Source organism: Ancylobacter sp. 3268 (assembly GCF_031456575.1).
Classification (GTDB): Bacteria; Pseudomonadota; Alphaproteobacteria; order Rhizobiales; family Xanthobacteraceae; genus Ancylobacter.
On the sequence record NZ_JAVDUX010000012.1, the window covers coordinates 36,373 to 61,973 of the forward strand.

Annotated in this window: 35 protein-coding genes and 1 tRNA gene; 6 read left to right on the forward strand and 30 right to left on the reverse strand. The window is 63.4% G+C overall.

What is annotated here, in order from left to right:
- Positions 1 to 56 precede the first annotated feature (56 nt).
- Both J2X65_RS17145 and J2X65_RS17150 read left to right on the forward strand, forming a co-directional pair.
- Complete coding sequence (locus tag J2X65_RS17145) at positions 57 to 743, forward strand: HAD-IA family hydrolase (RefSeq protein WP_310203220.1); 687 nt, start codon at positions 57 to 59, stop codon at positions 741 to 743.
- Between the two features lie 249 nt (positions 744 to 992).
- Positions 993 to 1,067 (forward strand) — tRNA-Val (locus J2X65_RS17150).
- On the opposite strand, the gene J2X65_RS17155 is transcribed toward J2X65_RS17150, so the two are convergent.
- A complete protein-coding gene (locus J2X65_RS17155) occupies positions 1,046 to 1,723 on the reverse strand; it encodes a hypothetical protein (protein WP_310203222.1) in 678 nt (225 codons plus the stop codon). The genes J2X65_RS17150 and J2X65_RS17155 overlap by 22 nt on opposite strands.
- Before the next feature lie 733 nt (positions 1,724 to 2,456).
- Between J2X65_RS17155 and J2X65_RS17160 the strand changes: the two genes are divergently transcribed.
- Entirely contained in the window at positions 2,457 to 3,173 is a 717-nt protein-coding gene (locus tag J2X65_RS17160; protein WP_310203224.1) for an SOS response-associated peptidase family protein, read from the forward strand.
- Positions 3,174 to 3,461: 288 nt separating this feature from the next.
- Here J2X65_RS17160 and J2X65_RS17165 read toward each other — a convergent pair whose 3' ends face one another.
- Positions 3,462 to 3,668, reverse strand: a complete 207-nt coding sequence (locus J2X65_RS17165; RefSeq protein ID WP_310203226.1) for a hypothetical protein — start codon at positions 3,666 to 3,668, stop codon at positions 3,462 to 3,464.
- A gap of 117 nt (positions 3,669 to 3,785) precedes the next feature.
- Between J2X65_RS17165 and J2X65_RS17170 the strand changes: the two genes are divergently transcribed.
- Positions 3,786 to 4,025: a hypothetical protein gene (locus J2X65_RS17170; protein ID WP_310203228.1), complete on the forward strand. Its 240-nt coding sequence runs from the start codon at positions 3,786 to 3,788 to the stop codon at positions 4,023 to 4,025.
- A gap of 38 nt (positions 4,026 to 4,063) precedes the next feature.
- Complete coding sequence (locus J2X65_RS17175) at positions 4,064 to 4,282, forward strand: hypothetical protein (RefSeq protein WP_310203230.1); 219 nt, start codon at positions 4,064 to 4,066, stop codon at positions 4,280 to 4,282.
- Here J2X65_RS17175 and J2X65_RS17180 read toward each other — a convergent pair.
- From J2X65_RS17180 to J2X65_RS17270, 19 genes are all read right to left on the reverse strand, one after another.
- On the reverse strand, positions 4,279 to 4,503 hold the full coding sequence (locus tag J2X65_RS17180) for a DUF982 domain-containing protein (protein WP_310203232.1): 225 nt from the start codon (positions 4,501 to 4,503) through the stop codon (positions 4,279 to 4,281). The two genes, J2X65_RS17175 and J2X65_RS17180, sit on opposite strands and share 4 nt — an antisense overlap.
- 173 nt (positions 4,504 to 4,676) lie before the next feature.
- The gene (locus tag J2X65_RS17185; RefSeq protein ID WP_310203234.1) at positions 4,677 to 4,895 is read right to left on the reverse strand and encodes a hypothetical protein; all 219 of its coding nucleotides are present in this window, start codon (positions 4,893 to 4,895) and stop codon (positions 4,677 to 4,679) included.
- Positions 4,892 to 5,395, reverse strand: a complete 504-nt coding sequence (locus tag J2X65_RS17190) for a hypothetical protein (RefSeq protein ID WP_310203236.1) — start codon at positions 5,393 to 5,395, stop codon at positions 4,892 to 4,894. Before J2X65_RS17190 ends, J2X65_RS17185 begins: the two co-directional genes overlap by 4 nt.
- Entirely contained in the window at positions 5,392 to 5,619 is a 228-nt protein-coding gene (locus tag J2X65_RS17195) for a hypothetical protein (protein WP_310203238.1), read from the reverse strand. Before J2X65_RS17195 ends, J2X65_RS17190 begins: the two co-directional genes overlap by 4 nt.
- A complete protein-coding gene (locus tag J2X65_RS17200) occupies positions 5,616 to 5,894 on the reverse strand; it encodes a hypothetical protein (RefSeq protein ID WP_310203240.1) in 279 nt (92 codons plus the stop codon). The genes J2X65_RS17195 and J2X65_RS17200 overlap by 4 nt, the downstream gene beginning before the upstream one ends.
- 21 nt (positions 5,895 to 5,915) lie before the next feature.
- On the reverse strand, positions 5,916 to 6,290 hold the full coding sequence (locus tag J2X65_RS17205; protein WP_310203242.1) for a hypothetical protein: 375 nt from the start codon (positions 6,288 to 6,290) through the stop codon (positions 5,916 to 5,918).
- Positions 6,291 to 6,357: 67 nt separating this feature from the next.
- Entirely contained in the window at positions 6,358 to 7,590 is a 1,233-nt protein-coding gene (locus J2X65_RS17210) for a RelA/SpoT domain-containing protein (protein ID WP_310203245.1), read from the reverse strand.
- 135 nt (positions 7,591 to 7,725) lie between these two features.
- Positions 7,726 to 8,436 (reverse strand): glycoside hydrolase family protein, encoded by a 711-nt coding sequence (locus tag J2X65_RS17215; RefSeq protein WP_310203247.1) that lies wholly within the window; start codon positions 8,434 to 8,436, stop codon positions 7,726 to 7,728.
- A 139-nt stretch (positions 8,437 to 8,575) separates the two neighbouring features.
- The gene (locus J2X65_RS17220) at positions 8,576 to 8,875 is read right to left on the reverse strand and encodes a hypothetical protein (RefSeq protein ID WP_310203249.1); all 300 of its coding nucleotides are present in this window, start codon (positions 8,873 to 8,875) and stop codon (positions 8,576 to 8,578) included.
- 11 nt (positions 8,876 to 8,886) lie between these two features.
- Complete coding sequence (locus tag J2X65_RS17225) at positions 8,887 to 10,338, reverse strand: hypothetical protein (RefSeq protein WP_310203251.1); 1,452 nt, start codon at positions 10,336 to 10,338, stop codon at positions 8,887 to 8,889.
- A complete protein-coding gene (locus J2X65_RS17230; RefSeq protein ID WP_310203253.1) occupies positions 10,338 to 10,682 on the reverse strand; it encodes a hypothetical protein in 345 nt (114 codons plus the stop codon). Before J2X65_RS17230 ends, J2X65_RS17225 begins: the two co-directional genes overlap by 1 nt.
- A gap of 2 nt (positions 10,683 to 10,684) precedes the next feature.
- Positions 10,685 to 11,299 carry a hypothetical protein gene (locus tag J2X65_RS17235; protein WP_310203255.1) on the reverse strand — a complete coding sequence of 205 codons (615 nt, stop codon included), beginning with the start codon at positions 11,297 to 11,299 and terminating at the stop codon, positions 10,685 to 10,687.
- 79 nt (positions 11,300 to 11,378) lie between these two features.
- A complete protein-coding gene (locus tag J2X65_RS17240; protein WP_310203257.1) occupies positions 11,379 to 11,618 on the reverse strand; it encodes a tail protein X in 240 nt (79 codons plus the stop codon).
- Positions 11,611 to 12,627, reverse strand: coding sequence for a late control protein D (locus J2X65_RS17245; RefSeq protein ID WP_310203259.1), 1,017 nt, complete (start codon positions 12,625 to 12,627; stop codon positions 11,611 to 11,613). Before J2X65_RS17245 ends, J2X65_RS17240 begins: the two co-directional genes overlap by 8 nt.
- Complete coding sequence (locus J2X65_RS17250; RefSeq protein WP_310203261.1) at positions 12,627 to 13,175, reverse strand: phage tail protein; 549 nt, start codon at positions 13,173 to 13,175, stop codon at positions 12,627 to 12,629. Before J2X65_RS17250 ends, J2X65_RS17245 begins: the two co-directional genes overlap by 1 nt.
- Positions 13,175 to 16,105 carry a phage tail tape measure protein gene (locus J2X65_RS17255; RefSeq protein ID WP_310203262.1) on the reverse strand — a complete coding sequence of 977 codons (2,931 nt, stop codon included), beginning with the start codon at positions 16,103 to 16,105 and terminating at the stop codon, positions 13,175 to 13,177. The genes J2X65_RS17250 and J2X65_RS17255 overlap by 1 nt, the downstream gene beginning before the upstream one ends.
- Before the next feature lie 117 nt (positions 16,106 to 16,222).
- The gene (locus J2X65_RS17260; RefSeq protein ID WP_310203264.1) at positions 16,223 to 16,627 is read right to left on the reverse strand and encodes a phage tail assembly protein; all 405 of its coding nucleotides are present in this window, start codon (positions 16,625 to 16,627) and stop codon (positions 16,223 to 16,225) included.
- Between the two features lie 11 nt (positions 16,628 to 16,638).
- On the reverse strand, positions 16,639 to 17,148 hold the full coding sequence (locus tag J2X65_RS17265; protein WP_310203267.1) for a phage major tail tube protein: 510 nt from the start codon (positions 17,146 to 17,148) through the stop codon (positions 16,639 to 16,641).
- Between the two features lie 32 nt (positions 17,149 to 17,180).
- The gene (locus J2X65_RS17270) at positions 17,181 to 18,878 is read right to left on the reverse strand and encodes a phage tail sheath subtilisin-like domain-containing protein (protein WP_310203269.1); all 1,698 of its coding nucleotides are present in this window, start codon (positions 18,876 to 18,878) and stop codon (positions 17,181 to 17,183) included.
- A 209-nt stretch (positions 18,879 to 19,087) separates the two neighbouring features.
- Between J2X65_RS17270 and J2X65_RS17275 the strand changes: the two genes are divergently transcribed.
- Complete coding sequence (locus tag J2X65_RS17275; protein ID WP_310203271.1) at positions 19,088 to 19,633, forward strand: CatB-related O-acetyltransferase; 546 nt, start codon at positions 19,088 to 19,090, stop codon at positions 19,631 to 19,633.
- Here the strand turns inward: J2X65_RS17275 and J2X65_RS17280 are convergent.
- The 9 genes from J2X65_RS17280 to J2X65_RS17320 are packed head-to-tail and all read right to left on the reverse strand — an operon-like array spanning position 19,621 to position 25,559.
- Complete coding sequence (locus tag J2X65_RS17280; RefSeq protein WP_310203273.1) at positions 19,621 to 21,111, reverse strand: phage tail protein; 1,491 nt, start codon at positions 21,109 to 21,111, stop codon at positions 19,621 to 19,623. The genes J2X65_RS17275 and J2X65_RS17280 overlap by 13 nt on opposite strands.
- A gap of 12 nt (positions 21,112 to 21,123) precedes the next feature.
- On the reverse strand, positions 21,124 to 21,786 hold the full coding sequence (locus J2X65_RS17285; RefSeq protein WP_310203276.1) for a phage tail protein I: 663 nt from the start codon (positions 21,784 to 21,786) through the stop codon (positions 21,124 to 21,126).
- Positions 21,776 to 22,831, reverse strand: coding sequence for a baseplate J/gp47 family protein (locus J2X65_RS17290; RefSeq protein ID WP_310203278.1), 1,056 nt, complete (start codon positions 22,829 to 22,831; stop codon positions 21,776 to 21,778). The genes J2X65_RS17285 and J2X65_RS17290 overlap by 11 nt, the downstream gene beginning before the upstream one ends.
- Entirely contained in the window at positions 22,828 to 23,253 is a 426-nt protein-coding gene (locus J2X65_RS17295; RefSeq protein ID WP_310203280.1) for a baseplate assembly protein, read from the reverse strand. The genes J2X65_RS17290 and J2X65_RS17295 overlap by 4 nt, the downstream gene beginning before the upstream one ends.
- Positions 23,253 to 23,462, reverse strand: a complete 210-nt coding sequence (locus tag J2X65_RS17300) for a hypothetical protein (RefSeq protein ID WP_310203281.1) — start codon at positions 23,460 to 23,462, stop codon at positions 23,253 to 23,255. The genes J2X65_RS17295 and J2X65_RS17300 overlap by 1 nt, the downstream gene beginning before the upstream one ends.
- Positions 23,463 to 23,474: 12 nt before the next feature.
- Positions 23,475 to 24,044, reverse strand: coding sequence for a hypothetical protein (locus tag J2X65_RS17305; RefSeq protein WP_310203282.1), 570 nt, complete (start codon positions 24,042 to 24,044; stop codon positions 23,475 to 23,477).
- Positions 24,041 to 24,805 (reverse strand): hypothetical protein, encoded by a 765-nt coding sequence (locus tag J2X65_RS17310; protein WP_310203283.1) that lies wholly within the window; start codon positions 24,803 to 24,805, stop codon positions 24,041 to 24,043. Before J2X65_RS17310 ends, J2X65_RS17305 begins: the two co-directional genes overlap by 4 nt.
- Complete coding sequence (locus J2X65_RS17315; protein ID WP_310203284.1) at positions 24,802 to 25,227, reverse strand: hypothetical protein; 426 nt, start codon at positions 25,225 to 25,227, stop codon at positions 24,802 to 24,804. Before J2X65_RS17315 ends, J2X65_RS17310 begins: the two co-directional genes overlap by 4 nt.
- Before the next feature lie 2 nt (positions 25,228 to 25,229).
- Positions 25,230 to 25,559, reverse strand: a complete 330-nt coding sequence (locus J2X65_RS17320; protein WP_310203285.1) for a DUF2190 family protein — start codon at positions 25,557 to 25,559, stop codon at positions 25,230 to 25,232.
- Positions 25,560 to 25,601 lie beyond the last annotated feature (42 nt).

A 25,601-nucleotide genomic window follows, 5' to 3' on the forward strand; every position in this document is an offset into this window, starting at 1 on the left:
ATTGTAGGCAGATGGCGTCCTGCACCCCGCTTCTCCGCAACATTCAGGAAGCTGCCATGTCGACCGCCGCCCGCCTGTCCGTCATCGCCTTCGATCTCGACGGCACGCTCGTCGACACCGCGCCGGACCTGCTCAACACGCTCGACATCATCCTGCGCGAGGCCGGCGCGCCGGTGCTGCCGCACGAGGAGACGCGCAAGATGATCGGCGCCGGCGCCCGGGCGCTGGTGCAGCGCGGGCTCGACGCCGCCGGGCTGGTGCTGCCGGAGGAGCGGGTGGAGCAGCTCTATCTACGCTTCCTCGATCATTATGCCGACCACATCGCCGACGAATCGCGCCCGTTCCCCGGCCTCCTGGCGGCGCTCGACCGGCTAGCCGGGGAAGGCCATGTGCTGGCGGTGTGCACCAACAAGTTGGAATGGCTGTCGCGCCGGCTGCTGGAGCGGCTGGAGATGGCCGACCGCTTCGCGGTGATCGCCGGCTCCGACACGTTCGGCGTCCACAAGCCGGATGCCGGCCATCTCATCGGCACCATCGAGGCGGCGGGCGGCGATCGGGGATGGGCGGTGATGGTCGGCGACAGCCTGACCGACGTCACCACCGCCAAGAATGCCCGCGTGCCTTCGATCGTGGTGCCGTTCGGCTATACCGAGACCCCGGCCGCCGAACTGGGCGGCGACGTGCTGATCGAGCATTTCGACCTGCTGCCGGATACGGTGGCGCGGTTGCTCGTCCGCGTCTGAGGCGATGCCCGGCGCGCTGCCGAACCGGCGAGAGGCGCGCCGTCGCGGGCAGATGAGGCGTGGATGACGCGCATGCGCGCTTGACACCCATCGGTCGGACCCAGTAAATCCCGCCACCTCGATGGCGGCGGGCGATTAGCTCAGCGGGAGAGCACTCCCTTCACACCGAAGTGCTCCGTTCAGCACCGCCAAGCCTTCGAGGACCGTGCTTAGGTTCGCAGGAACCTTGACACGGTCCAGGACTGGAATGGGCGATTAGCTCAGCGGGAGAGCATCCCCTTCACACGGGGAGGGTCACAGGTTCAATCCCTGTATCGCCCACCATTCTGTTCCTGTTCGTCAGTCTGCCGAGAAGTCCTTGCCTTACGGATTTCGTGAAGGCGATTGCTGAGCTCTGCAATTTCCTGATCGAAGATCGAGAGGTCTGGTGCTGAGCTGTTCCGTCGCGAGCCGAGTTCTGTCAGGTCTTTTGGATTGCGCGGACCGCACCTGTCGCGGGGAATGTATGCATAGGGTTGCACTTCACCCAGTGGGATTATGAGCATTTTGACAACGTCATCCCGCGGGCTCCGCTGCTCAATTGCGATCCTCGCGCGGGTGAGTTGCGTCTGAGCGTAAAATCCAAGTGTTCGCATAGTTTGAACGTCGATCGCTGCTTCTTTGCCAGGGAGCGGCGCCATCACAAGAATATCGAGCATCGACAAGGAAGATCGCACTTCTGAGAGCGAGTCACCGGCAAAATACAAAGACCCGTAGCCATCCTTTATCATTTTCGCAGCTTCGTAGAGAGAATTTGATATCCGCCGGAACATGTCCTCAGCAATCTCATAATTGATTTTCTTTTGTTCAGCCTCGGCGTCCAATCTCTTGCGATCGCTGCGTTGCCCCTGCCACCATGCAGCCCAGATCGCCAGTATGGCGCCGACGGCCTGCGCCCAACCGGACAAATCCCCGGCTGACATACCCGCTGCCTCTGTCATGAGGAATTCCCCCGCCCGCCAGAATGGGTCGCCTATGATGCTCGACATTTCTCACCTCAGAAATGAGGATGGCAGGATGCCTGTCGGTGTCCAGATGGGGCATGCGGCGCGTCGAGATGCACGGCGGTTCAAGCCGGTGCGTGCCGATGCGTTGCGCGATGGGCGGGCATGTGCGAGTGTTCGCCAAATCGGACGAACCAACGTCGACCGATAAAAAAGAGGCCCCGCCAAAGCGGGGCCAAGTCCTGCGGAGAAATTGCCTGTCGGGCCGATCAATGGCTCGGCAGGCGCCGGCAGTGAGAGCGGACATGCTCCCACCTTCCAAAGCGGTGGCGCTTGTAGTCGGTGACCGACACTGGCGACACCACGGGACAAACCTTCTTCTTCGTCATCTTCACTTGCTCCTAGTTGAGCGGAACATCCGCTCGGCCCTTCGGCACTTCGCCGAAGTTGGTAGGAGGATTGACGCGAAGCGCCGACCTAGAAGCCGTGACGCAAGATTTATCCTAGGATGAAGTTAGCCGAGCCGCTCTTCGGCGCCAAGCCCGATGATAAAACAGAACGGGAACGAAAATGATGCCCATGGGGATGAATTGTCCCTGGATGTAATTCAGAGGGAAAAAGGGCAGAAAATTGCGTTGCGAAAACTGTGGATAAGTTCGTGCATCGCGGGTAGATCGACTATCGAGGTGGCGGAAATTTGCGTCGCGCAAATCCGGGGTAGGACATAGCAATGTGTAACCTCTACAGCCACCATTCAAACCTGCAGGCGATCACCGACCTCGTCGGCACCCTGCGCAATGGCGCCGGCAACCTGGCGCCACAGCCGGGCATCTATCCCGACTATCCGGCGCCGATCGTGCGCACCGCCGCCGACGGCCAGCGGGAGATCGTCATGGCTCGCTGGGGCATGCCGACATCTCAGGTCGTACAGATGGAGGCCACGAAGAAGCGCGCCGCCAAGCTGGAGGCGAAAGGCCAAGCCGTCGACTTCAAGGCTCTTCTGCGGATGGAGCCGGATAAGGGCGTCACCAACATCCGCAATACCGCCAGCCGCCATTGGCAGCGCTGGCTCGGCCCCGAGCATCGATGCCTGGTGCCCTTCACATCGTTCTCGGAGCCCCCGGCCGGCGCCAAGGGGCCCGACACCTGGTCATGGTTCGCATTGTCGCCTGACGAGCCGCTCGCCTTCTTCGCTGGGATCTCGACCACTTGGACGGGCGTGCGGAAGATCAGGGAGGGCGAAATCACCGCCGACCTCTACGGCTTTCTCACCACCGAACCCAATGCGGTGGTCGGGTCCGTCCACACCAAGGCCATGCCGGTGATCCTCACCACGGCAGAGGAGCGCGACGTTTGGTTGCGCGCGCCATGGGATGAAGCGAAGGCGCTTCAGCGGCCGCTGCCGGACGATCAGATCGTGATCGTGGAGCGGCCGGCTGCAGCCTAGAACGGCGCTTGGCACGACCACTCTTTAGCTTCGGCCTCGCTCTTGATCGGTTGCCAGCTTGCACCCTTGCCGCCACACGGCCCACATCTCGCCCTACGCGCCATCTCATCGAGGCTGCCCATCTCGGCGACTTGGCTGTGCTTCATCAAATCGTCAGTCGTCAGCACCGACCGATGTCCGCACTTCAGGCATTCGAGGCCCATGCGCCAACCGTGATTGCGGAGGCTGAGAATATTGGGCGGGCTATAGCTTCCTTGGACCATGTCAATCACCCTTGCGCGGCATCCTTCAGCTTCCGCGAGGCCCGAGCCCGGATGTAACCCCAACTCGTTTCTTGCCTTGCTTCCTTGAGATCGGCCTCATGAACTGGCCGGCGATCAGCAGTGTCCGGATCGCCTCGCGCGCGTCGCCGCCACAAGCCGCTATGGCCTCATCAACATCCACGTCCGTGATGACAATAGGCTGCTGTTCGGCGGGCGGCTGCTCGCTCGGCATGGTCGGCTCCATCGGTTGATGGGCGGATTGATTCCATGAGAACGAAAATAGAACAAGCCCTCCGGGGTAAGGGGTGATAGAACCTCCTCTCGGTGCTCAACCGGAGGAGCGACGCAAATGGCGAGCGTGACTTATTACGTGGTGCTGCCGTTCGTGCGGAATGAGGAGGGCGACCTCGTCGCCCTGGAAGCGATCGAAGCGCAGAGCGCCACCTCGGCGGCCTCAAAGGCTCTCGTTCTGTCTCGGCAAAACGCTGGCGCGGTGGCCTTCTCGCGCACCGGTGATCCGAGCCAAGGCGAGTTCGAACCGGCGGTGGTGATCGCGCGCTATGGTGACACGCCGGACGATCTGGAGTGATCGTCGACAAGCTTGCCGGCCCACATTAAAATACCGACATGCGTAACCTCGAAATTAATGCTCGGCGCCTTTGCACAATCGACCTCATGGAAAGAGGCTACAGCCGTGAGGAGGCCGCCAAGCTTGTTGATCGTTTTTGGCCGGTGACCGCCAACGAGATCCGTGGCGGCCTGGTCATCCAAGGGGAATGGCCGTTCTCCCCGGATGAGATCGCAAAACTCGAAGCCGACTACCGCGCTCTCGGCAAACGGGGCTAGGCCAGGATCCCGGCCTCTTCGGCCGCGGCGACGAAGGCGGCCCGGAAATCCGCCACGAAGATGACGCCGTTCATCGCGTCAAGCGCGGCCTGACGGGCGGCTCGGTGAAGATCCGTGTCGATGGGCGCCGGCCAGCGCTCCAGCAGAAATCGGGCTGCACCCTCGACATCCGCCAGAGTGCGCTTGGTGCTGTCGGTCTCCCAGATGAAGACGGGATCCATTGGCATGTACATCCCGCAACAACGAGAAGCCGAGGCCGAGGTTGCGCCAGAAACGAAAAAAGGCCCGCCCTCCTTGAGGAGAGCGGGCAGGGGGGAGAAACGGACGTGTATGGGCGACAGGACCCCGTCATCGCCGGCAAGCCGCCGTCGGAATCCGCGGCGCAGCGCAGATTTCAGATTCCCTCGCGGGTGAGTTGGTCGAGAAAGTGGGGAGGCGGCGGAGCACCCCGCAGCACCGACTCGGCGGCGTCGCACGCTGCCAGGACGGCGCGGGCCTGCCGCCGGAGTTCGCGGATCTCGCCCATCACGTCGTTGTGGGCCCTGACCACGAAGAGGCGGCCTGATCGCTCGTCGAAGCCCACATGGTCAGCGCCTGGCACGTTCAGCTTCATCCCGGCACCAGGAAGCGAGGAAGTTGCGCCCCGATGACGATGCCCGCTAGCAGCGCGGCGATCGCCGTGCCGGCAATGAGCAGAATCCAGCTGCGTCGCGGCACCAGCCCGCCGACGTCGCGCGGCGACGTGACATGCATCGTTCCGCCGAGCACCTTCATGTAGAGAAGCGCGGCGAGCGCCGGCGAGTTCAGCATCCAGGATTGATCGCTGACCCGCCATACGAACGACCAGAGGCCGATGCAGAACTCGCTCGCCCATACCAGCAAGATGCCGAGGATAAGCTGCGAGCCCTGATCGAGCTCTCGCTGGGCAAGAAGATTGGAAATGCCCGGCGAGAAAGTGGCGATCACCACCGCGGCGACGCACAGCCGGAGGGCATGCAGCACCGGGAAGTAGATCTCGGGGGGCAGAAATGTGACGGCCGCCAAGAAGCCGACGGTGTGGAAGGCCACAATCCAGAAGAGGTGGCTTCGGACAAAATTCGCGACGGCGCTCACCGGTGCCCCCTGTTCTCAATGTGTCGGATCGCGGCGATCGCGGCGCCCCGGACTTCCTCTCCGGCGACGCGGAGGTTTTCAGCGGCTTTGACTTGCTCCTCTACGGCGCTTTCCAGGCGCTGCCGGATAGCCGCCGTCATGGCGTCGTTCGCCTCCGTCGTGATCGGTCGTTGCACGCGCCCGACCCCGAAAACCTTCATGAGTAGGGAAGCCCAAGCGCTCATCGGCTGCCTCCGCGGTTCATCCCGGCCTCAACCACTCGTCGCAGGGTGTCGATGGACTCCTTGTTGGCGTCCATCGCTTCCGTGCTGGTGACCAGCGCGGTCGACATCTTCGCGACGTCCTCGCGGCTTTCCTCCACCCTCTTGTCCTGGAGGTCGTTGATGCGCTGCTGAAGCGCTTCGATGTGCTTCTCCCGCTGCACCAGCAGCCAACCGAAGAAGGCGGCGAGGAGTCCTCCTGGGCCCCATTCGATCAGCTTCTGGAGGATCAGATCCATTCCCGCCCCCTGCCGCGCCGCTTAATTCCCGAGGGGCTTCTTCGCGACCCAGCGGCCGTAGAGCACGCCGAACTGCGTTCCGATGGCGGCAAGGTAGCCGCTGAAGGCCTCTACGGTCGGCGGCGTGCCGTCGCTGAAGTCGAGCCCGGCGGTGTAAAGCGTGGTGAGAATGCCGCCGATGGCGAACAAGGTGACGCGCGAAAGGAACCACGGCTCATTGTTGGTCTGGTTTATGACGACGGCCGACACCTCCTTGACGATGCGTCCGGTATCGACCGCCTCACCAGCGGCGAGGCCGACAGCCTCCCTCCTCACAGCCGAATGCGTTGCCGCCGCGATGGCAGGCGTGATCGAGGCCAGCACGGCTTGCGCCGCCGCCTTTGAGGTCGTGCTCATGGTGGTCTCCAAATGAAAAGGCCCCGCTTCTGGCGGGGCCCTTGTGATAAGCGTAAGTAAGGACGGCCTATTTCTTCCGTTCATCCCATCGGGAATAACGCCTCCTCAGCCAACCGACGTCACCCCAACGGGTTGACGTAGGCGCCACAACTTCCTGCGGTGCCATTGTGTATTCAACGGCTTCTCGACCGTCACATATTCTTCTTAGATTAGAAACAAACAAAGAAACGTCTCCAAAGTAATTTGGATAGGTATCAATCAATTTGTCGACTTTATCTACCTCAACCAATACGGCACGAGAGCCGTCGTTAGCCTCTTCAATCGTCGCCTCGAGTCGACCAAAATCATTCGACATTGCGATGGGACTTTGATAGCTCTCGACCTTCACAGTGTGGTCAGGAAAATATCTGATCAGAAAGTATTTTGGCCCTCTCTCGTAGACGAAATTTTCCGCGTAGTGCGTTGCGTTTTTTATATTCTCCAGCATTGCAGCAGCACCAAGCCTACCGTCGAGCTCCTTTATCTCGGCGATACGGCTTGAATGGTCAGGCATATCCTGATGAACTGGACATCCCTCGACATATGCAAACTCCGCTGATGCCAGCGCAAACAACCTCAACCAATCCTGATCGCCCTTGCCGTGTTTAAGATCCTGACCTCGGTATAGGCTGACTGCTTCCACGGCCGTTGCCCAAGCATGTTGGAGGCGCGTCCGTACTTGAAGTTCAATACGGCGCCCGTCAAATGCTTCGGCTTCCTTTGAACGGGGACGGTAAATAAAGACAACATGGTGACTACGATAGCCATCACTCTTAGGATTGTCGATATAGGTATAATGTTGGCGAGCATCGTGGGGAAATTCGTCGCCGATCGCGGCCAACAGCGAGCGAACACCAGCTATTTCGTCCATGATCGCTCGGCATCCACCTAGGTCATTCATTTGATCGAGGCGTACGGTCGATTCCCTTAGCTTGCGGCGTATCGATCCCATTGTCTTGGGTCGCGACGCCATTACGCCATATGCCTCAGCTTTATTCATTCGGTGGCGAACAGAATACCTGATGCTTCGCATGGGATAGATATGCGAATCCCGCCAACTATTGGCTACCGTGAATGTTTCGACAATTTCTTCGTGAGATTCCGGCGTGAAAGCCAGATGCCGAGAGAGATGCTCCCCCGCCTTTCGGACGGCATTCATTGTGAAGGCTAGGCGAGGATAATCTGCCATTGGCCCCAGGTGGCGGATCTCGCCCGCCACCTCCTCGGATGCGCTGGAATCGATAGTTGCAACCTTACCCATGATGATCGTTGATTCACAACCCATTGCACCTTCACAGAGAAGGTTGAGGTAATAGGGAGATCCACCACAACGTCTCTGGGAAAAGATGATCCTTGACGTCGATGGCGATTGTTTTCGTCTCTTCCATGACGATCCTTACGCGGCGACGCTGATCGGCCGTGCATCGGTCGACCGGGCCTTGGGCAGCGAGGCGCTGTAGGGCGTGACGAACTGGTCGGCCTCGCCGGTGCGGCGGGAGATGATCTCGGAAGGCTTGCGCCACATCATGATGGCGGCGCGGATCCTCGCGGGCGTCTCGCCGGCATTGATCCGCTTCACAAAGGTCGCACCCGGGAAGGCACCAGTGCCGATGTTGTAGCAAACCGAGGTGAGCGCATCGAATTGGTGATCGGCCAGGCTCACCTTGATCGCGGCGCGCACCGCGTCCTCATACTGGACGATGTCGCGGGCGAAGATCGCGTCCGCCTCGGCGGCCGTGATCGTCAGGCCGGCATAAGGGATCGGCGCGCCGGCGGCGGCGGTGTGGCCGATGCCGATGGTCCAGATACCCTTGGTGTCGCGATAAGCCGTCAGCTTGCGCGCCTCGCGGCTGATCAGCGCGGCGAGGCCGATCGCGCTCATGCTCTGGCGCGGCGGGGCCGGCGTCGGATCGACGGTGGCGCGAGCTTCAATGGCCGCCTTCAGCGCCGCCTGCGTCTTCGGGCCGGCGATGCCGTCGGGGTAGAGGCCGACCGACCGCTGAAACGCCACCGTCGCCGCCGTGGTCAGCTTGCCGGGACGGCCGTCGATCGGCCCCGGCGCATAGCCGAGCTTCGTCAGCTGCGTCTGCAGCTCACGTGGGTCCATTTCGGTGTTCCTTGCGATGGGAGTGGAATATGGTTGCGCCGGCCGGCCGCTCGGCTCCCCTGCGAGGCGGCAGGCTCGGCCGGGGGCGTTCGGCAAAGCCGCCCCCGGCCGCACCAAAAAATGCCCGTTCCGCGTCAGCTCAGTCTGGCAGGACCAGCAACTGCCAGCCTGTGAGCGTCGCGTCTGATGGTTCGACCGCGAAGCACTCCATCGGTTCTTCGAGATCGAAGAAGGCGGGACGCTCCCAGTCTTCCGGCGGACCCGCCTCTTTCTGGGCAAGGAAATGCACGTTGTTGGTGTCGGCGAACACCATGACCCGCTCGCGATACCGGAGCCCGGTGTCCAGGATCTGGTGGGAGACGAGCCAGTAATCGGTGTCGGTGCCGCCAGCGATCGATTGAAGACGGTCGCGAGTGAAGGTTCGCGCAAGGTTGGCCATGGAAAGTCTCCTCAAGCCGCCAGACGCTCGACATCGATGGCGCCGGAAGTGGCCACGGAGTCGTTCGTGTATCGCGTGGGGTGAATGCCGTCCGCAGTCCACTTGTTGGCCGTCCCGTCGACCTTCCATCGACCGGAATTGCGGGCGGTTTCGACCTGGTCCGCCACTTCGAACACACCATAGAGGGGATGGCCGGCCTCTCCGGCTCGCACTGCGCCGCTGGCGCCGGTCAATGCGGGTGCGGGGGCGCCCCCGATAAGTGGCGCGCGATCGCGCAACCAGTCATTCAGTTGCTCGCGAACACCGTTTCCGGAGGTGGAAAAGCCGCTGCGCGCGGTTTGACCATTCGCGGTGGCAAAGTTGTCGGTCGAGGTGGTCTCCGGTGTCAGCGTGGTCTGGAACCGCCGCGTGTCGGGATTCACTGAGTATTTTTCGCCGAGCCTCCACAGGGCCAGCATGTTCGTCTTCATGGTCGCCAGGGCTATGGCGGGATCGACGGCCGCGAGGCCGGAGATCGAGTTCACGCCGTGCTCGAAGACGATGCGCTTCACATAGGTCGCCAGCGAAAGGCGCTTGTGATGGCTCTGGAGGATGGTCTCGATGTCATCGCCCGCCATGGCGGCGCTGATATAGGCGTGGGTCGGGGCTACCGCGCGCCCGACGAGGCCGAAACCTTTGTCGACCGCATCCTCGGCCGCGTAGATATCGCCCGTCCCCTCGTTGATCGAGTCGCCGATGATCAGCACGCCCGGATGTGTGGTGCGGGCGATGATACCGACCGGCCACGTGCCAACGGAGCGCGGCGGCGGATCGGTCGCAACCGTCGCGAAGCGCCGAGTCAGGTCTGGCACACGGGCCGGGGTGCCGGTTCCGCCGGAGGCCGTCGAACCTTCGGGGAAAGTGGCGTACTGGTTCTGCCGAAAATTGGCATGGGCGTAGCCGACCGAGCCATAGAGCGCGATCCGCGTCTCGATCTCCGTTCCCGCCGGCAGCACCTCACTGGCGCCATTGGTCAGGTCAGAAACCTTGATGAAGTTTGTGCAGATCTGGCCGCCCGCGGCCATGCCGCCCTGGGCGGCGCCGCCAAAGCCGAGCGTCTTGATGGTGCCAGCCGGGAACTGGATCCCGACCGACGCCACGACACCTGACTGGATACCCGTCTCCCATTTGTCGCCGTTGCGATTGGCGAACCAGTTCGGAAGGACGATGGCGATCTCGGTGACATCCGCTCGAAGGGTATGCCGGTTATGCGAGAACGTGCTGAACAACCCGTCCGTCGATTGCGCCGTGGCGATTCGGCAGTTGGTGGCCACTTGGCCATAGTGCTCGCCGTCGCCCAGGGGGAACTCGCGGAAATTCGGCGGCAGCACGCCTTCACGGATGAGTTGATCATCGCTGAGGCTGCGGACAAGGCGCGGCGAGGTGACGCCGCCGGCGCGCTCGATATCGGCTTCGCTCAGCATCACTGGCGCTCCCACTTGGAGACGGCGGACAGGTTCCCGTTGGCGTCGCGGGTGATCGTCTGCACCCAGGACGTCGTGCCGTCGCTGATCGTCTGCTTCAGCAGGTTGCCGTTGGCATCGCGGGTGACAGCGGTCACGGCGCAGTCGTCGGGGTAGAGCAGCGCGCCGGTGTCGTCCTTCACCGCATTGCGGGCAGACGACGGCATCGGGTTGTCGCGGGTATAGGGCGTGCCGGTCTGATCGCTCGGAAGCGACTTCGGGATGTGGAGATCGGAGCCGAGATCCTTGGTGGCGAGGTTTCGCGCAAAGCCGTCGGCATCCATCGACTTAACGAAGTCGGGCATAATCAGCTCCAGAAAACGAGGGGCATGAGTAGGGAGTTGCGCGGCTTGGAGAAATCCAGCCGGTGCGGTGAAATTCGCTCGATCTCGGCTTGGGCATCGGCGAGCGCAGCTTGGGCGTCCTCAGCGGCCTGCCGTGCCTCGGCCGCTTCCTGCTGCGCGGCGTCCCGGGCTGCGATTGCGTCATCGAGCGCTTGCTGTGCCTCCGGCGTGACGTCTCCGGTGTCGCCCTTGTCGCCCTTCCGGCCCTGCACACCAGGTGCCTCGAATTCAAGCGGGGGCGCGTCCTCGAAGTCGCTGTTGGTCAGCAACCGGACCACGCCGGCGCCGATAGGCTCGCGCTCGTCTCCATCCAGCCGAAAGAGCTTGAAAGGGGATCGGTAGGCGTGCAGCAGCTTTTCGAGCTGGTTCTCCGGGTAGTGGACCAGGAAGCCGTGCGGCGGGAGGATTTCGATCTCCCCTTCTGCCGAGGACAACACGATCTCGGTGTCCTCGTCTCCGATGAATTTGGCCGTGATCACCAGTTCCAGATGCGAGTCCGTGAGATCGACATTCTTGACGACACCGGGAACCGATGGGCCTGTGGCGTTCAGGTGAAAGCGGAGGATCTGGCAGGGCATCGATGACTCCAGGGCGCGCGCCGGGAGCGGCGGGCTTGCGCTCGCCGGTTGGCAGGACAGTTGTCGCTAGGGTGGAAAGTCAGTCCCAGAGCTGTCGGAATGTCGGGACCGCGCTCGGGGTCGAGACGGTGGGCAGCACGATAGCGATGCCCGCCGCTAGGGCCGGGCCGAGATCCGCCAGGCCGGGGTTTGCTTCGAGGATCGCTTCGGTGTTGGTGCCGTGCGTGCCGTAATAGCGCTCGGCGATCGAATCGATCATCTCGTTATCGACGGTCACATATACGGTGGTGCCATCGGCACGCGTCACGACCCTATCCATCTGGCTGCTCCTCGGATGGCTCTCCGCAGGCCAGCGTCGTCACGTAGGGCCCATAAGCGGAAAACTGGTGGGTGACGGTGGCGATGCGCCAGAGACCGTCCACGCCCTGCCTGCAGCCACTGACGGCGGCAATGGCGCCTGACTGGGCAAAGGGGGCGCCGTCGATCGCGAAATTGGCGTCGCCCGACATGCGCTTGAGCTCTCGAGCCTGTGCTGCTGCCGCGCTCTTCGCCTCCGCTTGATTCTGGAACGGTGTGCGGATCAGGAACTCGGGTCCGTCCAGACCGGTGTCCTCCTCCTCCGTCTTGAACTCATTCTCCGCGCGGTCGTACCAGCTGGCCTTGACCTTGCTGTGCTTCGGCTCGTCCTTAACATTAACCGAGTAGGACAGGATGTTTCCGCCGACGCCCGAGGATACGATCACGCGGCTGAGGGATGCGCCGCTGGCAGATTTGCCGGCGCCTTTCACTACCACCACCAAGTTCTTTGCCTTTACGGTGATCGAGGCGTTGATCTTCTCGCCGATGCGGGTCAGGAACTCGAGCGCGTTCTCGTCGGCCTGAGCTTCATACTGGTTGCTGATGCTCTTCAGCGACGGGTCCATTCTCAGCGTCAGGCCGATCTTTCCGGCTACAGACTCGAAGATGTCGCCATAGGTGGGGTAGTCATCCGGCGGGAAAGCCTTCGGCTCGCGCTTCTTGGCCTCCGACTTCGCGTCTACAGACTTGGCGCCGACGGAGATGCGCTGCGGCCAGCCGGAATAGTTGACGCTGTCGACGACGAACTGGCCGAAGTCGCGCATCAACTCCTCGTAGCCGCCGACCGGGTTCAGCGTGGCGCCGGTGCGCGGTGCCGGTACCACTCCGCCAGGGTCGTCGATGTCGATCTGCAGGGTGTCGGCTTGGTCGCCGTCGGAGTCGGTGATCGTCATGGTCATCAGGCCGGCACTGGTGAGGTTCGGCGTGATGTCTTTGCCATCGGCGTAGACGCGGAAAACGGGAGTAGGCATCAGAGTCCGATCCCCGCACTGAGGTTGAGGGCGCCGGCGGACGCGCTCACTCCCACGCCGCCGGTGCCATACGTGATGCTCGTCGAGACGCTGAGGCCGCTGGTGTCGAAGCCCATGGTGCCGAGCACCGCGATCTCGGCGATGGCCCGCGCCTCCGAACCGCCATACTGAATCATCGACAGGTGCGCAGAGACCATCTGCGGTGTGCCGCGTGTGTCGAGCATGGTCTCCTCGGAATCGAGGCTCACCGCGATCCAGAGGCCGAAGATGTTGATGCCGGCTCCGTTGAAGTGCACCAGCTGCATCGGGGTCAGCCGATTCACCGCCAGGCGAACGCCGGCGAGCTGCGCCAGCCCGCGGCCGTTCAAGTGGCGCGGGTGGAAGGTCGACTCGAGGCTGATCGCTTCGTTGGCCGGGCCCAGTCGGTGAATCGACGGCATGGCGCCAATCACCGGCTGGGGTTCCACTCGCGGCTGAAGAGATCGCCGGATGCTTTCGACGGAGTAGTTCGGGACGGTGAACCGAAACGGTCCCCAGGCCATGAGCATCAAGCGTCTCCGTAGTTCGCGCCTCCGAATGCGATCTGGACGGCGCGATTGAGCCTCTGGTCGAGGACATCGACCAGCATCTTGGCGTCGGACTTGGTCGCGCCGCCGTGAAGGTGGATGGTGACCGGCATGTTGACCATCGGGCCGCCGCCGCCCATTGCTGAGCGGAAATCGCGGTTGGACATGATCCGGCCGTTCTGCGACGGGATGAACGGTTCCGGTCCGCGCTCGCCGACCAGATAGGTCTTGCCAGCTTGCACCGGGCCACCGTCGGCGCGCGGCCCACCGAACTTGTTGGCGTTCGGCGGCGTAACGTACTCGGTCCCGCCGCCACCGCCGCCAATCGCGTTGATGGCGCCGGCGACCTGCCGCGCGAGGTTGAGGGCCTTCTCCAACCTCGTGGTGTCGACGTCGGGATGCCCGGTGACGGACAACTCCTTCTCGATCTGCTTGGCGATCTCCGCCGCCTTGGCTTCCGCCTCAGGCCCGCCCTGCTGGATAGCGAAGCCGTAATCGTCCATCGCCGCCTTGGCCTTGTCAGGCCAGGAGGAGATCGCCGAGTCCAGCTTTTCGAGCTCCGACTGGGTCGCCTTCGACTTCGCCGCATCGACCGAGGAGTGGTACTGCCCTCGGGCGCGCGACTTTCCGATGTTCGACGGGTTCACCCCATAGTTGCGGATAAACCATCCGTCGATCGGATCCGTCAGTCCCCAGAGGTTGCCGTCCGGGTCCACCTCGTCGAGCGCGTCCATTGCCAGCACGCCGGTGCCGACGGCAGTGCCGCCACGTAGCAGCCCGACGCCCATGCGCTTCAGCAGGCTGCCGCCCACCTTGCCGGCCACAGCGCCGCCGACAGCCGCGCCAGCTTTGCCAAGGCCGCGCCCGCCTTTGCCGCCGCCAGGGAGACCGAGCACGTCGCCGATAAGCCCGGTGCCAGCCTTGAAGGAGGCATAGGCGGCGAGCACGCCGGCCGCCACCACCGCCGCCTCGGCCAGCCGGCGCACGGCCGGCCCAGCTTCAGTCAGCTCGCTCACCAGGTCGTCGGTGGTCTTGATGACCGGGCGGATCACACCCTCCCAATCCTGTACTGCCGTCGTGAGCGCCGTCTCGATGGTGCCGGTCAGCTTGGTCCAATCGCCATAGAGGCCCTTATTCGCTTCCGTTCCGATCTTGTTGGCGACGCCCGTGGGTGGCGCCTCCATCATCTGACGGAACTGCTGGAAGAGCGCCCACTGCTGGGCGATCATGTTCGCGCGGCCGCCCTGGCGATCAGTGAAGAAGGCATTCAGGTTTCCAAGGGTCGGGTTGCTCGACATGATGGAGTTGAAAAGACCAACCACATCAACACTATCGACCGAATACTTGTGGTAGTCGGCGAGCCCCTTCGACAGAGCCGAGGCATCTCGAGCGGGCACCTTTCCCTTATTGTCCGTGAACAGTGGCTCCAGGATCTCGGTCATCCGAGTGACGAACTCGCCGCTGTCCGAGCTGACCGAGCGAGTCTCGCCGGTCTCCGGGTCGGTGAACTCGCCATTTTCCAGCAAGTCCTTGACCTTCGCCTCCATCTCCGGCGTCAGGCGCTTGCCGAAGTTGTTCTTCATCATGATGCCGATGCCCTCGGAATTGAGGGCGTCCGGCATGCGGACATAGTCGCTGTAGTTGATGCCCATGGCGGCAAGGGCATCGCGGCCCTTCTTGGTCGGCGCCACCAGCTTGGAGGAGGCCGAGCGCGCGAACACGCCAGCTTCGTCACCACGCACACCGGAGCGGCGCAGGATCATGCCAACAGCGGCGGAATAGGGGTCCGGAAGCCCGGCGCCGGTCGTCGATGCCCCGCCATACTTCATGTACTGGCGGACGTCGTCGTCGCTCATGCCAGAGTTCTTCGCCATCCAGACCATGCTGTCGACGAAGTTCTTGATGGCCTTCACGTCGCTGAGGTCGACGCGCTTGGAGAGCGCCGCGCCGCGGATCGTCTCGGCGCCTTCCTCCAGCGTGACACCCATGGCGAGCGAGTAGTCCGTCACCTGGCGGGTGAGGTTCATGATCGTCTTGGTGTCGCGGATACCGCCCTGCAGGATCTGCGTCTGCGCCTGGATGACATCGACGTTCGAGAAGCGCGTCTCGCCGCCGATGTCCTTGGCCTGCTGGTTCAGCATGCCGCGCTCGGAGCTCGAAAACCCGCCAAGCGCCTGCTGGTAGTCAGCCGCCCGGCTGAAGTCGACGGCATAGGTGAAGCCCTGCTGCGCTCCCTCCCTCACCTTGGAGGCAATGATGCCGCCGCCGACGGCCACCGCGCTCTCGCGCTCTGGACTACGTCCGGAATAGCTTCCGGCGCCGCCGCCCGCCGGCCGCGGCACAGCCGGTGGGCGGCTAGGGCGCGGTATGGGCGCCGGCGACGGCCGATTGCGCAATTCGCGGTCCATCTGGCGGATCTGCCGGATGGTGTCGGCCATCTGTTTGCGGATGGCGCGCTGCGACCCGCTGATGTCCTTCTGGCTGTTGATGCCGAAGGTGCGCAGGTTACGCATCGACGCGAGGGCAGCCTGCCCCTGATCACGGAAGGCCTGCGTCGACTGCTTCAGCGCCGCTCGGGCGCTGCGCAGCTGCGTTTCCATCTGCTTGGTCGGCTTGGCCGCGGCGCCGAAGGCTGCCTCGAGGGTCTTCACCCGCGAACGCGCCACCTTCATCTCGACCGAGGTTTCCTTCAACCCGCGCAGAAGACCACGGAACTCGTTGATCGCGCCGGCTTTCTCGCGGAGGCCTTCCAGCTGCCGCGTAAGCTTGCCGACACCGGGCGCGCCGGATTTGCCCAGTCGAGACAGGGCCTGGTCGAGACTCTTCGCCGAGTTGGCGATGGACTTGGAGTTGCCGCTGAAGGAATCGATCAGCTGCAGGCGCAGGGACGCCGTGCGGGAGGAGGGAGCCATGTCGCTACCTTGCGAATTGGACCGAAGCCTCCCAGAGCGAGGCGAGGTCATGGAACATCAGGCCCTCGATGTATTCGATCGAGACGCCGCCATGGCTCGTCGCCATCACCTCCATCGCTACCGCGAGCCATCCTCGGATGTGGAGGTCGGTTGGCTGGCCGCCGCGTCCGGCAACCCGGACTGAGCGAAAAAACCTTCCTGCCCCGCCTCCACGCGGTTGCCGTCGGCGAGGTCCAGGCTGTTCAGGACCACTGCGGGCACACTGAGCCACGACATGTCGACTTCATCCTCGGCCGCCGGACCGCGCTCGCGCACCGCATCCTCCACCCGCCGGACATACGCCTTCCATTCGCCCGTCGTTGGCCGGCGGATGACGACCTCCTTGTAGACGACGCCATCGTATTCCACCGGGAAGGTGAGGGGCACCGTCAGCGTGCGCGCCGGCCCCTCTCCGGTGAATCTCGGCAACGGCTTGAGGCGATCCATTTCCTTCTGGCTGAGCGCCCGTGTCACCTGGTCCATTCGTCGGTTCCTCAGTATCCGAGAGCCGCGTTGAGACCGGCCAACTGGTCGACCCCGTTGATGATGCGCTTCGGCGGCCAGGCGCCGAGCTCATGCACAATCTGAGCGTTGGCCTCGTAGCGGTAATACTTCACGCCGTTGATGACGAACTCGAGCCCCACCTTCTCGCCGCGCGACCAGGTATCCCGGCTGCTGCCGTTGATGTGGCCATCGGCGACGCAGACGTGCGAGACGATGGAACCGTCCGTCTCCTGCAGCACACCGCCGCGGAACGTGATGCGGCGGGTGGTGCCAGGAGCCATGGCCATGCGACCCATGATGTCGGGATTCAGGCCCGACATCTTGACCGTGATACTCAGCGCGCCGATCGCCGCCATCGGCAGCTCGACGGCGAGGTCCATGCCGCCGCCCCGATATTCCTGCGTCGTCGGGATCGGCAGCGGGAGCTCGACCGTCTCGGTGTCGATACCGAAGTCGAGGGTATCGATGTACATGGTGAAGCCCTGCAGAATATGGCGCATCGCGCGTGCCTCCTATGGGATTTGGGTGCAGGTCACGCGGCGGACAGGACCGTGCCGCCAATGCGGGCGATCTCGCGGATCGCGGCGGCAGACAGGGTGTCGTAATAGCCGGTGTTGCGATTGAAGACGAAGGTGATGTGCTCCATCGGCGCCGGCGCCTCGGAGTCGTAGTGGATGTAGAGGTGTCCCGCCGCCCAGGTGGCCGCGGTGTTCAGCGTCGGGTCCAGCCAGACCCGCCCGCCGAGCGTCGCTCCCAGCGCCTGCCACCGGCGCAGGCCGGCACTCACCGTCTCGCCGATGTCGACGAGGTTCTGCAGGCTGAAGGGCTTGTCGATGAACGGTTCGCAGGCGCGTTCGATCGAATCGATGATCGTGTCGTGCGCGCGGCGCACCGGCAGGAACAGCTTCAGGCTGTCCGAGGACGGGACCCGGTTGCCCCACAGCTTCAAGCCGCCACTCGGCGCCCGCACCACGCAGGCGATCGCGTTTCGATTGAGCAGCTGGGACTCGGCGGAAGGATCGCTGATCGAATGCTCGATCGGTCGGCCCGTGCCGATGATGCCTTCGATCACGTGGTTCGATGGCGAGACCCAGAACCCCTCGGTGTAGTCGACACGGGCGATCAGGCCGGCGACGCGCGCCGAGACCGGCTCCGGCACCACCTGCGCATCCTTGAAGACCTTCACCGTCGGGTCGACGATGTAGAGGCGGTCGGTGTCGTAGTCGGCACGGTCGGTAATCGCCGCCGCCGTGGTGGTGGAGGGGCCGTCCTTGATCACCACAGCGCGGAACTTTGCCGCCAGCGGCAGCATTTCGGCGATCACCGGGTTGGCGGCGGTGCCGAGCGTGGCGGTCGCGGTGGCCTGCGTGCCGCCCGCGGCCGGCGCGCCGATCACCACGGTCGGGGCGGCGGCGTAGCCGTAGCCATTCTTGGTGAGCACGATGCCGGTCAGGCGACCAGAGAGCACTGCGGTTGCCACAGCGCCGGTGCCCGCACCGCTGAAGCTGACGGCTGGCGGGTTGATGTAGCCGGACCCGGGGTTGGTGACCGTGATCCCGGTGACTGCGCCTGCCGCCACGGTAGCCGTCGCCGTCGCCTGCACGCCCCCGGTCGGCGGCGCCTCAATCACGACGGTCGGCGCCACCGTGTAGCCCGTGCCGCCGGCGCCCAGCGTGATCTTGATGCCCTTGGTAATCGTCGACACCGCCTCAGCGCCCGCGCCGCCGCCGCCACCGGTGAAGCTGATCGCCGGGGCCTCGGCATAATCGCTGCCGGCCGTGCCCACCGCGATAGAGGCGACGCCGTCGGTGGGGCGCTGCGAGGTGAAGCCGGGCGAGCAGAAGATTTTCGGCGTGAGGCCCTGCTCGTTCGGCGCACGCCGGAAAGCGTGCACGCCGGTATAGGCAGTCGAGCTTCCAAGGATGTTTTGGAAGGTCTGGTTCAGCGTCCCGCCGGCGGCGACGCGGACCACCAGGATGGTCTGAGACACGCGGGTGGCCTGGTCGAAAATGCCTTCGATGGCGTCCAGCAGGGTGCCGGACTCGCCGAGGCCCTCGACGGCACCGTTGGCGCCATAGACCGGCACCACGGTGTTGAGCGGCCAGAGCTCGCTGTTCGCATCGGGCGCCGTGCCGATGAGCGCGATGATGCCGGTATCGATGGTTTCGATCGGGCGCGGCCCAGTGGTGTTCTCGGTCGTCTCGAGACCGTGGAGAACCAGATCCGCCATGGGGGATTCCTCTTATGGCCCGGCTCGGCCTCTGCCGCGGCCAGGTGAAACCAAAAAAGCCGCCATGCGGCGGCCGGGGTTGGATTTTTGGAACTGAGTTCTGATAGGGCTTATGAGGCCACACGATCTGCAGGCGCTTCCAGCCGTCACAGAACCCGAAGATAGCCAGAACGAGCCTTTTCCCGTCACTGCGGAGATGTTGAAGTCACATGTTCACTTTTCCATTTGAGCAGCCCGAAGTTTATGTGGGCAAGAATTGCCACATAAACCCGCCGACTGTTTATTATTGGGGGGCTGGGAACAAGGTTTCCATTGGGAATTATTGTTCTATCGCCTCGGGAACAACGTTCATTCTTGGTGGAGAGCACCCAAAAGCGTCTTTATCGACGAATACTATTTTGCATCAGATTGAAAAGACCCCGCGGTGCAAGGGTGACATCACCATAGGTCATGATGTATGGCTCGGGACCAATGCAATTCTGCTGTCCGGCGTTGATATTGGAACCGGCGCTATAGTGGGAGCCGGAACAGTCGTTTCGAAAAACATCGAGCCGTATTCGGTCGTTGTTGGGAACCCAATGCGGATTATCCGCTATCGATTCTCGCCGCCAACTATTTCGCGCTTGCTGCATTCATCGTGGTGGGACATGGATCCCGACGCACTGAACGAAGTGCTCCGCAGGAGTTCATCTGTCGATGAATTTCTTGATCTTTTCGAGCGTGAACATAATCTTCGCGGAGGTCAGACGTACTGACCTCCGCTCTGAGAGCTACCCGCACCGTTGCCGGGCAGGTAGTTCGGGTCACCGCTCGAAGTATCGATGAGGGCATTCGTCGATACGAAGTACCTGATGCCAGTGGCGGCGCCCGAAAACGTGAAGTTGTTGATGAACATCCGGGAAATGCCAGTTGCCGAGGCGAAGTAGTCAGAGAAGGCCGGAGTTCCAGTGATGGTCACTGTCTTGGTCGAGCTGTCATGTTCGATCATGCCGCCATGTGCCAGAGATATATGGCGGCCAGCAGCGCCCGTGATGCGGTAGTTTCCGTCCACATAGACGGTGCCGTTCACACAGTTGATGTGTCGGTCGATGGAGGTCGAAAAATCGATATTCTCCATGTAGATCGTGCCGCCACCGTTCGCAACGATGCAGGCATTGTCCACGCCAGTGCCGGGATCGACCGCGGTCTTACCGACCTTGAAGCCGTTCACCTTATAGAAGGCGCCGTTCGCGGCCATGAACGACGCATAGGCGCCGGGAGCAACGACGCAGTTGGCGGGTGTGCTCGGGTTTCCCCTGATGATCACAGACCGGGCCATCGAGGCCCCTACGAACGGGCCATAGACGTGCGGGCCGCTCGTATAGGTGCCGTCCGCGACCTGAACCGTTGCGGTGAAGCCGTTCAGATCATAGCGAGAATGGAGCCTTGAAACCATTTCGGTGATGGTCGCAACGGCACTGCCAGGTGAAAGTCCGTCGTTGGCGTCATTTCCGGTCGACGCATTGACATAGAAGGTGGTGTCGGCGGTCAGGAGTGTTCGCCACGCCAGCAGCACATACGAGCCGTTGATGCGCATATAGATGCGCCCATCCGGCAAGCCGATGCCATGACCATCTCGGGGGGGCATGATTGCCCATCCGGCTGTCGTATACTGGGCAATCTTGCCGGCCTGCCCCGACCAGGCCCCGGTTGCGCCGGTCGGGATCAGGTAGGTTGAGCCGATTGGGGGAGAGCTCGGCGGGGAGGCAGTCGTCGTCGACACCACAGGAATCCAGGGCAAGGTCGTGAGCCGCTGGAGCGCGATCATCATTGAGGGGTCCACTACGATGGTCACATTCGCGAGGTCGCTGAACGCCACCTCGAGCCGGACCGTGCCTTCAACCGTCTGGCCTGAGGAGGGGATCGGCTTGTTGATAGGAGGATCGTAGTGCGCGATGGCGATTAGGTTGCCAGCGTCGTCGATCAGGCCTGCTTCCCTGATCGTGTAAGGCCCCTCGGCAGCCTCAAGAAACGCATCGAAGAAGGCCACATTCGAGGTGCCCACCACCGTGCCGCTGGCTGAAATCGTCTTGCGCGCCACCTCATGATAGAGCGCGGTCTCGCCGCCGGAGGGGACCGTTGCACCGTCGCCAATGGCGATATGCGTGATGTTCACCGTTGTGCCGGCGGCCAGGGCTGCGGCTTCTCTCGACCTGCCCATGTTGGTCAGGATCGCAAACGAGGTCTGGGGCATATTGAGCCTCTATCAGGGGGCGCGCGGGTGGGCCGTGGCAGACGTGAATGTGGCCGCCGTTGCCGCCATGCTTGTCGTGGCGCGCAGAACGGTGGCATCGAAGACGAACGGGTGTGCCACGGCGAGGAGTTGCGTGCGGGCATAGCCGCCGACGTAGAGCGGCCCGCGCGCGCCGAGGACCGCCCGCGTGGTGAACACCCGAGTTTTCGGTTTGGCCGACCGCACCGCGGTAATAGCCTGGCCCTGCAAAATGGGATCAAAGATCGGACTGCCGTCGTGGTAGTTGATCTCGACACGGAAGGTTCCGCGTCGCGCATCGTCTTCCCACCACTCGACCACGTTGGTATCGAGAGAAAACGCCGCCAAAGACCGCTTGACGGCGCCTAGGGTGCCTTTCAGCCGATGTACGATGGGGGAGGCGGCGATCACCGCCCGCTTCTGAGATTCCGACCAGCCGTCGGACCAAACGTCCACGGACACGGCTTGAGCAAGCCACGGCAGCAGCACCACCGGACACGTCGCCGGGTTCCAGATGGTCGCGATCACCCTCGGGTCGACCGTGGCCAGCCGTGCGAGTTCTGCAGTCAGGATCGCCTTCTCGAGCGGCGTTGCGTTTGCCGGCAGCATGGCATCGGCGATAGGTGCGACTGCGGCAATCTCAGTCTCAATCGTCATCCCAGGTGCCCTGCGTCTGGACGGCGGTCACCGTGACCGTTCCGACCTGTGCCGCACCCTTCGGGCCAGGCTCGATGTCGGTCGCCGGCTCAGTGATCACCACCGTCACGGTGTCGTCGATGGCGGCGCGTCCGCCGATCACCTCGCGCTGCACGGAAAGGCCGATGCGCCGGCGGGCCGCTGCATAGGTCTCGAGACGAGTCTTTGCCTCCGCCGCGATCGTCGCGGTGTCGGCACCCGGCGCGTAGTAGAGGATGACCGCGATGTCGTAGTCGGTGACGGTCGCCGCCTCGATGCGAACATTGTCGCCAAGCGGCCTGACATCTTCCGGCGTCACCGCCGCGAATACACGGTCCAGCAGCGGCTGGTCAGCATCGCCATAGGAGAGGGTTGGCAGCACCACCACCAGCGCCTCTGGCGCCAGCACCGGGTCACCCTCGTCGCGGCCGGCGAACGGGGTGGAACGCTTGCCGGCGGTATGTGCGTCGGCGTGCAGCGTATCGCTGTAGGTGGCCTCGTCCTCCTCGGAGTACACCACCGCGTCGGCGACGTCGCGCACACCATCGAGTTCCAGGGCGTGGAAGACATAGGCGCCTTCCGGCCCGGCCGTGCTGAACGCCTCATAGGCCAGCTTGATGCGCTCGCGGAAGACGGAGTCGAGCTCCACCCATTTGCCGAGCGTCGCATCCCACTGCGAATTGGGCGGCTGGTCGTCAGGGGCGTTGTCGTAGACAAGCCTCCCGATGCCGGCATTGGTGGCGCCGATATGATCGAGGTCACCGGTGAGCGCTGTGGCGAGCGACAGTGCCCGGATCGACTCGTTGACGCGCTGGCGGAACAGCGCTTCCTGGTAGCCACCGCCTTCGCTGTAGGCGATCACCAGAGGGTCGGTTTCAAGGCCGGTCACATCGTAGACGATGCCGCGCTGTGCCAGCGCCTCGACGAGATAGGCGTCGCGGCTCGACTTTATGTCCTCGAAATTGACCGGGACGACGGCGGGAACATCGCCAAGCTGCGACAAGTCCGGTGCGATGAAACGGCTCATGTGACGGCCTCGACGGTGACGCCCAGCAGCTGCGGCGTGATGGTGTAGGCGATCTCTTGCAGGGACGGGTTGCTGTAATCCCCCAGGTGCCCCCGCTCGAAGAACACTCCGCTTATCAGCAGGATGACGTGCCCCGGGGTGCTCGCATCAATGCTGGTGCGCATCAGGACGAAGCCCGGCTCCCCGTATTGGCGGCCCTCCACCAGGCGGGGTTGAAGCGCCTCGGCCACCGCGACGTAGAAGCTGATGATGGTTTCTTCGTTTTGCGGCTTGTCGATGAGGCCAGGCACGTTCGAACCGAACTTGCGGCGCTGCACGCGCTCACCGATCTCCGTGGTGAGGATCTTGCCAATGCTCTGAACGCAATGCGACCAGCCGGAGAGGATCTGGCCTGTCTTGGCGTCCAGGCCGACCCTCGCCATCAGCGCGTCTTCCGCTCAAGCATCGCCGGGTCGGGCTCAGGCTTGGGCGGGCTTTCGACCGCCCCGACCACCGGGGGGTCTTGTCCCAGCAGGCCGGCCAATTCCGGGTATTTCGCCTCGCGCTCGGTCAGAGGGCCGACCGGGTCGCCCTTCTTGCGCATCGCGCCGGCAATGAAGCCGTCGACCTGGGCATAGTAGTATTTCCGCATCGTCGTCTCCTTTCAGGGGCTCGTCTGGGGCGGACCAGAGATGTCGTCGCCGCCCTGCACCTCGATGTGGCGATGGGTGTCGCCGATGTTCCGGCCGTTGTGGGTCATGGCGCCGCCAGACGCCGCCAGCCCGGCATTGCTGATCTCGAGCATCCCCTCGGTGAACCGATAGGTCGCGCCGCCAACGCCGATTTCGAGGCTGCTGCCGTTGTGCTTGATGGTGACGTTGCCGACCTTGGTGGTCTTCTGGCCGGCAGTATTGTCCGGCTGCGGCACGTCGTTCGTGTAGCCGCCGGGGATGATGAAGGCGCGCCCCATGTCCCCGTTCGGGCTCATCAGCACCACCCGTTGGCCGGCGCTCAGAGGTATCCACTCGACGATGTCGCCGGCCTGCGCCTGCCAAGCGGACTGCTTGCTCTTCACGCCCTGGGCATCGACGATCGCAACGCCGGACTCGAGATCGACGGAGATCACCTTGCCGTCGCGGATCATGTTGTTCTGGCGGACTTGCAGCCGAGCCACCTGCTTGCTCAGCGCCTGAACCTGCGTGATTAGCCGAGCGAGGGCGACCTCATAGTTCATGGCTCACCTCCCGATAGGAGCGTGAAGTCGATCGCCGGCGGCAGCACGATGGTTGGATTCGCCGGCATGCCGAGCGCATCCATGACCTGGCGCGAATAGCCGAAGTTTCGCATCTCCCGCTCGTAGGCGGTGGCGCCAGCGCCCCGGGTGAGGCCCTGACGGATCATCGCCACTCGCGGCCCGTAGTCGGCGTGCTTTTCGAGCTCGGCGAGGAAGGCCTCGACGGGCTTCATGAGCGTGCCCATGAGCGGCTCACGAGACGCTTTCATCTCGGTGGTGATCTGTCGCGCCGCCAGCCGTTGGCCGCCCTCCACCGACGCGCCGCGCCGGCTGATCGTGGTGTTGAGGTTCGGGCAGATCGCGTTAAAGGCATCGCTCGCCAGTGAGCCGGCATTCAGCGCCCAGAGGATCTGGGATTCGAGATCGTCGAGATCCTGCTCAATCTCACTGTCAGTCAGCGGGCAGCCGGCGCGATAGGTGTTCGGCTTCTTCTTGTCTTGCTCCATCTGGACGACAAGCAGTTCCATCGTCACGGATAGCAGGCGGTCCTTGTGCGACATGGACCCCTTGGTCCAGTGGTCCTTGTCGTAGTCGGTGTAGACGACAACGCAGGGGAAGGCCCGGTCGGCTGCCATGTCTTCGATCGGTTCGATCTTGGAATCGAAGATGTTCCTGCCGGCCAGCGTCGGCCAAGGCTCCTTGAGGTAGTTGTTGAGCGCATGGACGACCGCCAGCCGTGCGACCGTGCGGAGCATGCTCATACCTGGCCTCCGATCATTGCCATCTCCAGCACCAAGCGGGAGAGGCCATCGCGCTGCACCGACACCACCTCGAACTTGGGCAGCTCGCAGTTCTTGGTGAACGTGACGATGTCGCCCTGCCGCGGCTCGCGCTGAGTGGCGTTGTCGAAATAGCGGCGGTCGATCGAGAGTTGCGGATCTCGGCCAACTTGGAGCGCGCGGAGATCGTTCGCCTCCCGGTAGGATCGACGCACACCAAGCTGCACACCGTATTCGACCGAGACGAAATCGAAGATGCCGTACCCTGTGATGGTGATCCGGGTCGGGTCAGGCTGCGGCCGGCCGTTCGGCGTCGATTGCGTTGGATCGATCCTGAAGGCGATCGCATTGACCCGATCGACCGCCCGGCTCGTGCTTCTATCCAGGCGGTCGAAAATGCTCATGGTCAGAAGTCGCTGTTCAGGCGCACCCGGCCGGTGGCCGACGGGTTCGCCGCCGCAGCGGTTGCGACGCCGACCTTGGTGTTGCTGGTGGCCGTGGTCGTCATGACGCCGGCGGCCGTCGCATAGATCGTGGCGCCGACGGTCCACGCCTCGGCCGAGGTCTTGTCGAGGTCGTACACGCCACCGGTCTCGAGGTCGAACAACTCGCCCTCGTTCGCAGAGTAGACGGCCACGCCGAAGATGCCGCCGATCTTGTAGAATTTGCCGCCGATGACGCCGCCGGTCGGGGCCGGCAGGGTGAGCGTCTTCCCGGGCTGCACGTAGTTCTTCATGGGATATCTCCCTTGCTGGAAATGGAAACGCCGGCCCGAAGG